At 43.2% G+C, this 12,944-nt stretch carries 11 protein-coding genes; 3 read left to right on the forward strand and 8 right to left on the reverse strand.

Going from position 1 to position 12,944, the window contains the following annotated elements:
- Window positions 1-30: 30 nt before the first annotated feature.
- Entirely contained in the window at window positions 31-1,164 is a 1,134-nt protein-coding gene (tyrA, locus tag G3569_RS02910) for a bifunctional chorismate mutase/prephenate dehydrogenase (protein ID WP_165265902.1), read from the reverse strand.
- Window positions 1,165-1,538: 374 nt separating this feature from the next.
- On the opposite strand from tyrA, the gene uvrB reads away from it, so the two are divergent.
- Both uvrB and G3569_RS02920 read left to right on the forward strand, forming a co-directional pair.
- Complete coding sequence (gene uvrB / locus G3569_RS02915) at window positions 1,539-3,590, forward strand: excinuclease ABC subunit UvrB (RefSeq protein ID WP_165265904.1); 2,052 nt, start codon at window positions 1,539-1,541, stop codon at window positions 3,588-3,590.
- Between the two features lie 73 nt (window positions 3,591-3,663).
- On the forward strand, window positions 3,664-4,212 hold the full coding sequence (locus tag G3569_RS02920; protein ID WP_165265906.1) for a class I SAM-dependent methyltransferase: 549 nt from the start codon (window positions 3,664-3,666) through the stop codon (window positions 4,210-4,212).
- 394 nt (window positions 4,213-4,606) lie between these two features.
- Here the strand turns inward: G3569_RS02920 and G3569_RS02925 are convergent, their stop codons facing one another.
- The 7 genes from G3569_RS02925 to ffh form a co-directional block, all read right to left on the reverse strand.
- Window positions 4,607-5,017 (reverse strand): hypothetical protein, encoded by a 411-nt coding sequence (locus G3569_RS02925; protein ID WP_165265908.1) that lies wholly within the window; start codon window positions 5,015-5,017, stop codon window positions 4,607-4,609.
- A gap of 1 nt (window position 5,018) precedes the next feature.
- Window positions 5,019-6,377, reverse strand: coding sequence for a hypothetical protein (locus G3569_RS02930; RefSeq protein WP_165265910.1), 1,359 nt, complete (start codon window positions 6,375-6,377; stop codon window positions 5,019-5,021).
- 705 nt (window positions 6,378-7,082) lie between these two features.
- The gene (gene rplS, locus G3569_RS02935) at window positions 7,083-7,511 is read right to left on the reverse strand and encodes a 50S ribosomal protein L19 (RefSeq protein ID WP_165265912.1); all 429 of its coding nucleotides are present in this window, start codon (window positions 7,509-7,511) and stop codon (window positions 7,083-7,085) included.
- Between the two features lie 12 nt (window positions 7,512-7,523).
- Window positions 7,524-8,216, reverse strand: coding sequence for a tRNA (guanosine(37)-N1)-methyltransferase TrmD (gene trmD, locus G3569_RS02940; protein ID WP_165266015.1), 693 nt, complete (start codon window positions 8,214-8,216; stop codon window positions 7,524-7,526).
- A gap of 3 nt (window positions 8,217-8,219) precedes the next feature.
- The gene (gene rimM, locus G3569_RS02945; protein WP_205720000.1) at window positions 8,220-8,759 is read right to left on the reverse strand and encodes a ribosome maturation factor RimM; all 540 of its coding nucleotides are present in this window, start codon (window positions 8,757-8,759) and stop codon (window positions 8,220-8,222) included.
- A 32-nt stretch (window positions 8,760-8,791) separates the two neighbouring features.
- A complete protein-coding gene (gene rpsP, locus G3569_RS18700; protein ID WP_165265916.1) occupies window positions 8,792-9,748 on the reverse strand; it encodes a 30S ribosomal protein S16 in 957 nt (318 codons plus the stop codon).
- A gap of 126 nt (window positions 9,749-9,874) precedes the next feature.
- Window positions 9,875-11,230 (reverse strand): signal recognition particle protein, encoded by a 1,356-nt coding sequence (gene ffh, locus G3569_RS02955; protein ID WP_165265918.1) that lies wholly within the window; start codon window positions 11,228-11,230, stop codon window positions 9,875-9,877.
- 785 nt (window positions 11,231-12,015) lie between these two features.
- Between ffh and G3569_RS02960 the strand changes: the two genes are divergently transcribed.
- Window positions 12,016-12,855, forward strand: coding sequence for an enoyl-ACP reductase FabI (locus G3569_RS02960; protein ID WP_165265920.1), 840 nt, complete (start codon window positions 12,016-12,018; stop codon window positions 12,853-12,855).
- The last annotated feature ends 89 nt before the right edge of the window (window positions 12,856-12,944 follow it).

The raw sequence follows: 12,944 nt of genomic DNA on the forward strand, positions 1-12,944 counted from the left end.
ATAGGAGTGAGGATTTCAAAAAGGTCCCATTTAAGCAAACCGATCGGCCAGCCGATTAATCAGGTAGCCGCTTTCTTCGAGCGCCTGGCTGGCAAACTTGCCAAAGAAATCGGTGACGGACTCAAACTCTTTGACAAAGCCTTCTTTGTCATCATTTTTTACCATCCGGGCTAGCTTATCATTGTGCTCAATAAAGTTGAGCAGCAGCTCTCGACGCTCTTCATTGGCAAAGACAATATCCGCATAGAGTTCGGCGCTTTGGGCAAAAATTCGTCCCGTCATCATCAGCTCGGCGCGGTAGATGGGCGAAGAGTAGTCCAGGATATCCTGCGGCTTCAGGTCATAGGTCTTCATGAATGAGCCGTGTGTTAAGGCTACAAAGTGGCGCAGTCCCTGTACCATATGCATTACGTGATCGTGCTTTTCCGCATCGGCCTCAACCACACGCATACCCCACAGCTTCGATTGTTTGACTACCCATTCTGAGGCGTCCTGATCTCTTACCGGGCAAAAGACCATCAGCTGTTTCGACAGGTTGTCGACTCCCGGACCGTGCATAGGGTGCAGCCCCAATACCGGACCGTCATGGGCCTCTTTCATTGCCTCAATTGGTTCTGTTTTATTACTGGTAAAATCTGCCAGAATCGTATCCGATTTTAGTTTGGGCGCGATTCTCTCAATAACATCCACCGTAACGTTAATAGGCACAGTAACAATAGCCAGGTCAAGCTTCGGTGCCATCTCTTCCAGCTCATGCCAGTTGTGCTTATCAATGGTATAGAGTTCATGTCCCGTTTGTTTGATAATGCGCGAATAGAGGCTCCCCATGCCTCCTTTTGCTCCTACCACAAGAATGTGTTTGGGCTCTTCGGTTGCACGCGGAAATTCTTTAGAAGATTGGCTGGAGCGCGAAGAAGCCATAATCATGCGCAGGAAGTCTTCCGCCCAATTGGGATCTAAATCATGATCCGCGGCCATTTCGCGAAACTTTTTGGTCTTTTCATCTTCCCGTTTAGGGGCAAAAATGGGAAGCTGGTTTTGGATTTTCTTGTCGATCACTTCGTGCACAATCTCCCGCCGCTCAGACAGCAGATCCAGCAGTTTTTTATCAATTTCGTCAATGCGTTTCCGCTGGGGATTGAGTTTCTTCTCTTTCGGGGTCATACAATTACGGGACTCATAAAATTTAATTCAACATATTCGGGATGGATCAGGCGTTTAAGCCCGATACAGCTGTAAAAAGCTTCTAAAAATAAGGAATTTGTTACTGCTATACCGAAAGGATTTTATATTGCATCGATATTAAAGCATAGGTGCCGTTTTGAAAATTAATTTGAAGCATCACTGTTAATTGCCCTAAAAATATGGGATTTTTAGTGAATGATTGATACTAATATTCGTTATTAGTAGGCAGGCTTATGAAGGGTAAAATCAGATATAAAAAATGTTTATGAGAGTAGCAGCTTAAAAAGTTCTCCATAGACGCATAGCTAACACAAGCAACGGCTACGACTAACGTTAAAATCCATATTATTTAGATGTCCAACTTTGATTTACAATCTCCCTGGCCACCGGCAGGTGACCAGCCACAAGCAATTGAAGAACTGGTAGAAGGCATTGAGGGCGGAGACAAGTACCAGACCCTTTTAGGGATTACCGGCTCCGGTAAAACCCGTACTGTTGCCGATGTTATTGATCAGGTAGAACGACCGACGTTGGTGATGAGCCACAATAAAACATTGGCGGCCCAGCTGTACCGGGAGCTCAGCGATTTCTTTCCCAATAACCGAGTAGAGTTCTTTATCTCCTATTATGATTACTACCAGCCGGAGGCTTATCTCTCTTCACAGGATAAATATATCGAAAAGGATCTGTCGATAAACGATGAGATCCAGCGCCTTCGACTGCGGGCCACCAGTTCGCTGCTATCGGGACGACGAGATGTAATTATTGTCTCATCAGTAAGCTGTATTTACGGTATCGGCTCTCCTTCAGAATATCAGAAATTGATTATTACCCTTGAGACCGGCACGGAGATCCCCAGAAACAAACTGCTGTATGATCTTGTGGACCTGCACTATACGCGGAACGATCGCGAATTCACGCGAGGGACGTTTAGAGTGCGGGGCGATGTGGTAGATCTCTATCCCGCCTATGCCGAAGATGGGTTGCGTATCTCTTTCTGGGGCGATGAGATCGAAAAGATGGAGATTGTAGATCCCGAAACCGGTAATGTGCTGGATACGGTACAGGAATTTAAGATCTATCCTGCTTCGCACTATGTAACAACCGAAGATCGCCTGAACCAAGCCATCGATCAAATCCGGGATGAACTGAACCATCGTATCGGCACGCTGGATGATGAGGGTAAATACCTGGAAGCCAAGCGCCTGGAGCAGCGCACCCTCTTTGATATCGAGATGATGCAGGAGATTGGGTACTGTTCCGGCATTGAAAACTACTCACGGTACCTCAGTAACCGTAAGCCGGGCGAACGGCCGTACTGCCTGTTCGACTACTTCCCCGATGATTTTATGCTCGTTGTGGACGAAAGTCACCAGACCGTGCCCCAGATATCAGCCATGTACGGCGGGGACCGCTCCCGTAAAATTGAACTTGTCGAAAATGGATTTCGCCTGCCATCGGCTATGGATAATCGGCCGTTGACGTTCGAAGAGTGGGAGAGTGTGGTAAACCAAGCGATATTTGTGAGTGCTACGCCCAGCGATTATGAGCTGGAAAAAAGCGGGGGTGTGTTTGTAGAACAGATTGTACGACCTACCGGGCTGATGGAGCCCGAAATAGAAGTGCGTCCCGTTGACAACCAGATCGATGATCTGCTGGAAGAGATTCAAAAACGAATTGCCAATGGCGATCGTGTGCTCTGCATTACGCTTACCAAACGACTTAGCGAAGAGCTCAGTGAGTATCTCAAAAGCGTGGGTATTTCTGCGGCCTATATGCATAGCGAGCTCAATGCCATGGAGCGGGTAGAAGTACTCTTTAAATTCCGCCGCGGCGATTTTGATGTGCTCGTAGGAATTAACCTGCTTCGTGAGGGGATTGATATTCCGGAGCTCAGCTTAGTAGCCATCCTCGATGCCGATAAAGAAGGGTTCCTGCGTTCAGAGACTTCCCTTTTCCAGATTGTTGGTCGTGCAGCGCGTAACGTCGAAGGTAAAGCAATTATGTATGCCGATAAGATTACGGATAGTATGCAGACCGTGATCGACGAAACCAAACGGCGCCGCAAGATACAGAAAGAATTCAACGAAGAGCACGGCATCACGCCCAAGACCATTGAAAAAGAGCTCAAGCCGCTTGTTGATCCGGCACTGATATCCAATAAGAGTTTTGATCTCAAGGATCCCGGCGATGGGGAAGACGACGAAGCCCTTGAAGTGGTTAAAGTGGCCGACGAAGGCATTAAGTACAAGGCCAACCCGGCCATGAAGGAGGTCACCTTCGATAACAAAGAAGAGTTTATGGAATATTTACAGGAGACCATGTATAATGCGGCTCAAAATATGGAGTTCGAAGAAGCGGCGCGCATCCGTGATCAGATCGAACAACTAAAAGAAGAACTGTAATTTCGTTACCAGTTATTGGTTATTAGTTGATTGGAAGCCCTGATAACCAATAACAATTAACCAATAACTAAAGATGAGTACGTTAGCGTATCTAAAGAGCTTTTTTAAGGATAAAGATGTAGCTTCGGTCACGCCCACCTCGCGATTTTGCGTGCGTCGGGTGTGTCAGCCGATCGACTTTTCAAAAGATATTACCGTGGTCGAATATGGAGCCGGTGCCGGGGTGTTTTCGCGTTACCTGCTGCAGCATATGACGGATGATTCGCATCTTTATCTCTTCGAAACCAACGAAATCCTCTACGATAAGCTCCAACAGATCAAGGATCCTCGTGTCACCAGTTACGACCAGAGCGTAGAGCATGTAAACGACCTGTTGCCCAAAGATATCATTGGGCAAGCAGATTTTATTATCTCCGGCATTCCCTTTTCTTTTTTGGATCCGGATACGAAATCTTCAATCCTGAGCCAAAGTTACCAGCTGCTGCGCGTCGGCGGAGAGTTCTTGGCCTACCAAACGTCCGGTCATCTCGAAGATTCACTGCAAGATACCTTCGGTAATGTTACCACCGACTGGGAGTGGCGCAACATCCCACCCATGACTGTCTACCAAGCAAAAAAATAGTTCAGTAAATCGATTTGTTTAAAAAATGATGCTCCGGCCACAATATCTTGCTATACTCCTTAAGAGATGGGGCAATGTAAGGATGTAACTGTTATCCTGAACTTGTTTCAGGATCTATCCATCACCACCATTAAAGGTGCCCTGTAGACCTTAAGATGCCGAGCTTTGATAAAAGAAGACATGATGATAGTATAGTACTTAATAATCCGCATCATATCCTTTTTGTGATTGGTTGCTTATTATTTATGAAGTGAACCTTCTGGCTCTAAATGAAAATTAACTCGTATTGAATCACCAGCGCTAATAAAAAACTTGTTCGTTGTAACAGAATCATATCCTACCATATATCCTGTAAAATGATAAGTATCAGGAGTAATGAGCTGTAAATTAGCGGTTACTGTTGCAAGGGACGTCTTACAAAAATTAAATTAGAAGACAATTTTTTAAGAGATCTTCCCTCTTTTTTAAAGTTAGCTTTGTAAATGGCATTTTTATGCAGCAGATTCATTTCTACAGAAATAGTACTGTCTGTCTCTACATAAGAAGTAAATTCAATTACTTCTAATTCTTTAGAATCAGATGGGCTTAGAGTTTTAACTTTCTTCCCCGGCAGATTTATTTCTGTCCCCGGTTCCCAAATAGAATATTTGTTGGCTAAAAGGTTGATGGTTTCCCTATCATCAAATAATCCATCGTTATTGGGATCATTAATAACTTCCTTAAGTACCATTTTCTGATATGACGTGCCAGAAAGGCAAGAACAGATAAAGCAGAAAGCAGTAAGATACAGTAAGAGCTTTTTCATTTTAATTAGCCTTTAAAATTAAGCTGGCATTGTCTCTCCAAACCGTTTGTCCATATACATCTTTTTCAAAAAGAATTCCTGACTCAGGACTATTCCATGACTCATCTCTCCATTCGCTAAAATGAACATATTCATGTAGAATAGTCACCCCAACTAAAAATGAAAAAGAATCAGCAAGAGAAGAACCAATTGTAGTATTTTCTAAATCATTCACTAAGTCAATATCAATACTTAATGAATTTGGATTTAATCCAGAAAAATAACCATAGCAATTTTCACCACATAATTTGTCTAATTGCTTGATTTTAATAATTGGTCCTTCACCCCATTGAAGATCATCTTTAATATCATCTACACTTAAATCTCCATACTTTTCGATAGCATTAATAATTGTTTCGTTATCCTTCAGTGTAGGTAACTTATTTCTAAGATACTCTGTTAGCTTGGGATAATCTTGTGCATAATTTGATCCATCGGGATATTGTACTTTTGGAGCGAGGCTGAGTACACTCTTTGGGAGTCCAGCACTACATCCAACGGTCTCATCGGAGGGATATGATAAATGATTTTCTGAACCGATTACTGTCGAGCATGGATCAGGATCATTATCGGGGTTAGAAACAACATCGCTTCCGCCTCCTCCGCTCCCACCGAAATGGTCGGTAAACTTCTCATCTTCAGGTTCACTATCACTGTAGACAAACTCACATTCCTCATGAAAATAGTAGGTGGTATAGGTAGTGCCTCCTACCGTAATAGTGCTCGAGGTATTGCCGTACGCATCGCCCGGAACGTAGGAGCACACAAAATCAACACCCGTTGTCTGGCGATCGGGGGTTTTGTTCTTCCCTGATGGGGCAGCATCAGTAGAGGAAACATCATTATACCAGCTTGTAGTGCCAAATTTTTCCATTTCCTTTTCCAAAATTTCTACTGCTTTTGGGGCATCCGGGATTTTACAGCTTAAGTAACGGACAATCCCATCACGATTTAAAAAATCAGGGGTTCGTTTTTTGGCGCGATCGCTTTGCAGGGCAAAAGTGTGGTTGGCAACCTTACCTTGAGCTTGCTTCATAACGTCCCGGGGAAACTGGATATAAAACGCTTGATAGCGATAGGTTTGGGTTGCTCCTTCTTCATTGAGAGTTGAAAGAGAACACCCGAATTTTGAAGAGGTGTCGATTGATTGTTGACCGGATTTTTTTGCATGCCCCTTGACCGAATTATGCTGTTTAAAAGGAATAAAAGTTGTTGTTTCGGGATAGGAGGGTTCATCAGGCTGCGTTATGTGATCACTACAGCTGCTTGTAATAATAAAAATGATGAATAGTAATGGTATTACTAATTTTTGGCGTGACATATATTGATGATATAGGGTTATATGGTTCTTTTAGATAGCAAGAGTAGTTGCCCCCCCTTTTGTTACAAAAAAAGCTGTAAATATTGGTAGATTAAAAATGTTTAATAAAACACACTGTTTTGTGTAAAAGGTGGGAGAACAGTCGGATCTTAAAAGTTAGATACTTCTCTCTAAAAACTATCTTGGTGAAAACGATTTAACTATTTAGATAAATTATTTACTGAACCTTGTGAATAAGTCAGTTATGGGCTTTGATATAGCCGGTTTAAAGAATGTCGAAGCCGTTTTGCTAGGCGTAGAAATATCAATCAGTTTGCAATAACCGTAACTCATAACAGTATAAAAGTCTTTTCTACGTAGCTAAATGTACAGGATCTCGAGGATAGGGGAGCATCTGTCACATAAGTTTATCAACAGCGTCTGTGAGGGCTGCTTTATGGAGGAAGGCTGAATGCTTTACAGATCGACTTGGTAAGTCGATCCACTGTGTTTTTCTGAATACAGTACTTTTTCTGGTCACAATGCTCTGCGTTGTGACCCAAAACTGTTAACCAGTTAAGTATATTCAATAAATGTGTTAAACGGCTTGGCAACCCCTTTGACGGTTTAGAATTGCTCTCCTATATAAAAAAGCCATCCCACCCATATGAGCAGAATGGCTTTAAAAAGTAGAGTGTTTATAACAGAGAAATCAACGCAGGAACATTACTCTTCTTCTGAAGAGTCTCCATTATTTTCGGCAGCTTTTTGTTCTGCCTCTCGGTTGAGTTTCCGAACCGTATCCTGGTTTTGGTCTTTCTCTTTAATACGAGCCGCTTTACCCTTTCTGTCACGCAGGTAATAAAGCTTAGAACGCTTAATATCACCCTGCTTTTTAAGTTCAATTTTAGCTACGAAAGGAGAATAAAGTGGGAAAATACGTTCCACCCCAATATTTCCGGCAGAAATTTTTCGCACCATAAATGTTTGGTTCGCTCCGGATCCGCGGCGTGAGATAACGAGTCCTTCAAACTGCTGGATTCGCTCTTTATCGCCTTCGCGTACCTTGTAATGAACATTCACGGTATCGCCGGTTTTAAACTCGGGATACTCATCCTTAATTAGTGTCTGTTCTGCTAGTTTTAACTTATCCATGATTAATCCTTACTACTGTTCGTTTCGAAATTTTTTGTAAATATCAGGACGTACTTTCTTCGTACGCTCAAGCGACTGTTCAAATCGCCATTCTTTCACTTTTTGATGATCACCGGAACGTAACACTTTTGGTACTTCCATCCCCTTAAATTCAGCGGGACGCGTATAAACAGGTCCCTCCAGTAAATCATTTTGGAAGGAATCCGTTAATGCACTTTCGGAATCGCCCAATGCTCCGGGCAGCAACCGCACGATGGAATCTACCATCACTAGGGCCGGCAGTTCTCCGCCGGAAAGTACAAAATCGCCAATGCTATACGTTTTGGTGATTAATGTATCAATAACACGCTGATCAACGCCTTTGTAGTGTCCGCACAAAAACATCAGGTTTTTACTGATAGAAAGCTTATTTGCGCTTTCCTGTTCAAACGGTTCCCCATTTGGGGCCGTAAAGATGATTTCGTCATACTCCCGTTGGCTCTGCAAATGCTCGATGCAGGAAAAGATCGGCTGTGGTGTTAATACCATACCGGCCCCTCCACCATAAGGGTAATCATCTACCTTGTTGTGCTTGTCCTCAGTGTAGTCGCGCAGGTCATGTGTATGGATTTCAACCAAATCATTTTCCTGTGCATTCGCTACAATGCTATGCTGTAGCGGACTTTCCAGGAGCTGCGGAACAGCAGATATAATATCAATGCGCATCATTTATAAACCTCTCAGTTGATCCAGGTTTTTGCATTGGATGTTCTGTGATTCCTCATCAATATCAACAACATATTCATCCACAAAAGGGATTAACAGTTGCTCCTGTCCTGTTGTTACTACTTCGAGAATCGGATGTGCCGGGTTTTCCAGCAGTGCTTTCACAGTACCGACGGCCTCTTCATCTTCTAATACTTCGAAAGATGTCAGCTTTAACGGTAGCTCATCCGAATCCAGCAGGCTATTCACTATCTCGCGGTCTGCATAGACCGTGAAGTTTTTTAGCTTTTCTGCCTGCGTGCGATCAGTCACGTGTTCAAATTTAACAAAGAACGAAAGCCGATTGTTTTTTTCTTGCACCCGAACCGACTCAATACGGGCAGGGACTAAATCCCCTCTGGTATTTGCAATATGTACCAGTTCAAGAGCATCAAAAAGTGTTGGAGCGTATATATCGGGGATGATTAATACATCACCCGCTACGCCATGTGATCGAGAAATATACCCGATCTGTTTGTACTGGTTTTCTATTGGTTCCAGCATAAGCTGCCAGGTGTTAAACACCTGTGTGCTTGTTAACTATTTTCTTTCTTTTCGTCTAGAGCACGTTGTACGGTTACACGATCTTCGTCATCGGTAACAAAGCCTTCGAGCTCATCCAGAGGAGTATTTTCGATATGTTCAATAGCCTCTTTAGCTAACATATCGCTAGAGGTTTGACCTTCGGAATCTTCCTCAGTGTCATCGTCCTCATCTTCATCCCCGTCATCAGAATCATCAGAAGCTTCAACTTCTTCCTCAGCGTCATCTTCCGAAGCATCGTCTTCCTCTTCCTCAGATTCATCTTCTTTGGCTTCAGCAGCTGCTTCTTTTTCTTCAGGCTCTTCATCTTCGTCGGCAGAATCTTCTTCTGCTTCAACTTCTTCAGACTCTTCCTGTTCAGCAGTTTCCTGTGTTTCTTCTTCAGCTTCAGGCTCTTCTTGCTCAGCTTCTTCTTGAGTTTCAGCCTCTTCAGCTACTTCTTCTTCCGTTTTAGCTTCGGCTTCATCATCTGCTTCATCTTCCTCTTCTTCAGCAGCGAGAGCTTCTTGTTTCGCCTTTTCTTTAGCTGCTTCTTCAGCTTTTTTCTTAAGCTGCTTTTGGAATTCTTTTTCTTCGGCTTCGAGCAGTGCTTGCTGACGTTCTTTGCGTGTAGGAACCTCTTCTTCCTTTTCTTCACGCTTTTGACGCCATTCAGCAAGTGCTTCTTCAATCTCTTCTTCCGATTTGTCCCAACGAATCAGGTGCATTTCGTACATGATCCCTTGGTTCTTGAAAATGGATCGTACGGTATCAGTAGGCTGAGCACCTTGTTTTAGCCAGTGGAGTGCCCGTTCTCTGTTTAGTGTAAGCTGATTCTTTGGTGTTACATTATCAAAGCGACCTAAGTCTTCAATGATTCGACCATCTCTGGGTTTACGGTTATCCGCAACAACAATGTGATGGATAGGTCGCTTTTTTCGACCTCTACGTTGTAATCTTATTCTTAACAATGGATTATCTCCTTAAATTATAACTTTTAATTTGCGTTGATTTTTCTATAGAGGATATTGTCGGAATCTTGCGCAATATATCAGGGATGTTGGGCTGGGCTAAACAGCGGTCAACATCCTTGTAAATTATCCAAATGGTAATTTCCCTTTCATACCTTTCATGCCCTGCATCATCTGGCCGAGTTTACCCATGCCAGAGAAGGACTTCATCATCTTTTTCATCTGCTCAAATTGTTTCAGCAGATCATTAATATCAGAAACGCGGGTACCCGAACCTTTGGCAATACGCCGTTTTCGGGTCGCATTCAGGATCTCCGGGTTATGCTTCTCTTCCGGAGTCATCGAGCAGATGATTGCCTCGATGGGTTTAAAAGAATCTTCATCTAATTCAGCATCGGCATCTTGTAGTGCTTTTCCGGCTCCCGGTATCATTCCCACCAGATCCGAAATATTACCCATGCTTTTAACTTGTTGCAGCTGCTCATAGAAATCTTCCAGATCAAAACTGTCAGACTTTATTTTCTTTTGCAGCTCCTGTGCTTCTTTTTCATCAAACTCTTTTTGAGCTTTCTCGACGAGTGAAACCACATCACCCATGCCAAGGATACGTTGTGACATCCGTTCTGGGTAGAAGGGAGAAAGAGCGTCAAGCTTTTCGCCGGTACTTACAAACTTGATCGGTTTTTGGACCACATTCTTAATTGAGAGGGCCGCCCCGCCGCGGGTATCACCGTCAAGCTTTGTTAATACAACACCATCGTAGTTGATGGTTTCATTAAATTCTTTTGCAGTATTAACAGCATCCTGTCCCGTCATAGAGTCAACGATAAACAGTGTTTCATCGGGCTGTACTGCTTCTTTAATTTCAGCCACTTCGTTCATCATCTTTTCATCAACGTGCATACGACCGGCTGTATCAATAATAACTGTGTCGAGCGCCAGGCTTTTTGCCATCGCTACTGCTTCTTTGGCAACGCGTACGGCATCTTTTTGGTCAATAGAATACACCGGAGTATCAATGGTGTCAGCCAGCGTTTTAAGCTGGTTAATAGCTGCCGGACGATAAACGTCGGCTGCCGCTAAAATAGGGTTTCGGTTATTCTCTTCTTTCAGATATTTAGCAAGCTTAGCGCTAAAGGTCGTCTTACCTGAACCTTGCAGGCCGGCAATCAGGATAACAGTAGGAGGCGTATGTGCAACAGATAGATCTACGCGCTCTTGTCCAAGAATTTGTGTGAGTTCATCATGCACAACCTTGGTAAACTGCTGGCCGGGATTGACGGCTGACAACACGTCCTCGCCCATGGCTCGTTCTTTAATATCATTGGTGAACTCTTTAGCAACTTCATAGTTCACATCAGCATCGAGCAGGGCACGACGTATTTCTCTCACCGTCTCCGCAATGTTGACGTCGGTAATCTTAGATTCTCCTTTCAGTTTCTGAAAGGCATCATCCAGTTTTGATGAGAGATCCTGAAACATGAGTGAATGTATATTCTATAGAATTATATGCTGTTAATTGCATGCCCGGTACAGTACCGGAACAAAGTCTCGCAAAATAAGGACATTTTATTGGGTTATCAACAGAATTATTCGATTGAATGCTAAACCATAGGAAAGCAAGGTTTGCAACCAAGGTGCTTGTAAGGGTATAAATGATACGAAGGGCAGAAAGACTAATGTCTATTGTATAACAGCTGTTCTGCTAACAGTAGTTTCTTATAGTCTGAAAAGAAAAGCTGTGTTTAACGCACAGCAGTGAGGTTTTAGGGACGGATTGACCGACCGTTTTTTGACGGAACAACTGGCTTTGAAGACCCTATAAGATGTGTAAAGGTAGGGTATTTAATATATCGAAAGAGTCAAGGTTAGCCTATGTATATAATGACAAGCAGATCCACAGAGGTTTTCGCCCGTTTTTTAGTTGGGGGTTTCTGTTTTAATGCTGGGTGCCTGTGCGAGCACACAGCCTCCAACGCAAGAGCTGACAAAAACAGAGGCTGCCATTAATCAGGTAGGGGCAAAGAGATTATCTCCCTGGAGATAAGGGAAGCACGAAAGAAATTGAAGAAAGAAAAAGAACTAGTTAAAGTTATTATCTCTGTCAAAATGGAACTATCGACGAGTGGTTGCTGGCAAACTGATCGTTCTTTATAGCTGTCATTTCGAGGAGTTTGCGGAATCTCTTTGGAATGACAGTTTTTTATTTTGTTTTATTATCTTCAGGCAGAAGAAATTGAATTCCAAGAAATAGAATAACGTATTTTATGGCTGACCAACAAGGATATGGATTGCTGAAAGGCAAAAAAGGATTGATTTTTGGTGCGCTGGACGAACGCAGTATTGCATGGCGCATCGCACTGGCGTGTCAAAGAGAGGGCGCAGAATTTTCACTATCCAATGCTCCGGTGGCATTACGATTTGGCGAATTGGATGATCTGGCAGAAGAGACTGGCGCAAAAGTAATTCCTTGCGATGTATCTAACGAGGAAGACGTTGAAGAGTTGATGCAAAAAGTAAAAGAGGAGCATGGCAAGATCGACTTTATGTTGCATGCGATCGGGATGTCTCCCAATGTGAGAAAGAATAAAGGATATGAGGAGTTGAACTACCAGTGGATGCAAAAAACACTGGATATTTCAGCAGTCTCTTTACACAAGGTTATTCGCTATGCAGACGAAGCTGATATATTGAATGACGGGGCCAGTATTCTCGCTCTTTCCTATATCGGTGCCCAGCGTATCTTTTCTAAGTATAGTGATATGAATGATGCGAAGGCCCTGCTGGAGAGTATTGCTCGCAATTACGGAAGTCGTTTGGCCGATCGCGGGATTCGGGTAAATACTATTTCACAGGCTCCGACCAAAACATCAGCGGGTAGTGGAATCAAAGGATTTGACGGAATGTATACGTTCGCTGAAAAGATAGCACCGTTGGGTAATCCTTCTGCGGATGAATGTGCGGATTATTGTGTTACTTTATTCTCAGATCTTACGCGAAAAGTAACAATGCAGAATCTCTATCACGATGGCGGCTTTGTTACGGCCGGTATTGATGAGGAGATGATCAATGATCTGGCTGAAATGTATGCCGATGAGGATGAGTAAAAACGATCCTTTTTAATGTTATTTGTTTTATGAGTCTGATGGGCTATGAGCCTGTCAGACTTTTTTTATTTAATGGATGTTAAAATATG

The organism is Fodinibius halophilus (assembly GCF_011059105.1).
Classification (GTDB): domain Bacteria; phylum Bacteroidota; class Rhodothermia; order Balneolales; family Balneolaceae; genus Fodinibius; species Fodinibius halophilus.

Excerpts from the sequence above, each read along its gene's own strand:
- tyrA (WP_165265902.1), bottom strand. The coding sequence starts at position 1,164 with ATGACCCCGAAAGAGAAGAAACTCAATCCCCAGCGGAAACGCATTGAC.
- rplS (WP_165265912.1), bottom strand. The coding sequence starts at position 7,511 with ATGGATAAGTTAAAACTAGCAGAACAGACACTAATTAAGGATGAGTAT.
- G3569_RS02960 (WP_165265920.1), top strand. The coding sequence starts at position 12,016 with ATGGCTGACCAACAAGGATATGGATTGCTGAAAGGCAAAAAAGGATTG.
- rimM (WP_205720000.1), bottom strand. The coding sequence starts at position 8,759 with ATGCTGGAACCAATAGAAAACCAGTACAAACAGATCGGGTATATTTCT.
- G3569_RS02930 (WP_165265910.1), bottom strand. The coding sequence starts at position 6,377 with ATGTCACGCCAAAAATTAGTAATACCATTACTATTCATCATTTTTATT.
- trmD (WP_165266015.1), bottom strand. The coding sequence starts at position 8,216 with ATGCGCATTGATATTATATCTGCTGTTCCGCAGCTCCTGGAAAGTCCG.
- ffh (WP_165265918.1), bottom strand. The coding sequence starts at position 11,230 with ATGTTTCAGGATCTCTCATCAAAACTGGATGATGCCTTTCAGAAACTG.
- uvrB (WP_165265904.1), top strand. The coding sequence starts at position 1,539 with ATGTCCAACTTTGATTTACAATCTCCCTGGCCACCGGCAGGTGACCAG.
- G3569_RS02920 (WP_165265906.1), top strand. The coding sequence starts at position 3,664 with ATGAGTACGTTAGCGTATCTAAAGAGCTTTTTTAAGGATAAAGATGTA.
- G3569_RS02925 (WP_165265908.1), bottom strand. The coding sequence starts at position 5,017 with ATGAAAAAGCTCTTACTGTATCTTACTGCTTTCTGCTTTATCTGTTCT.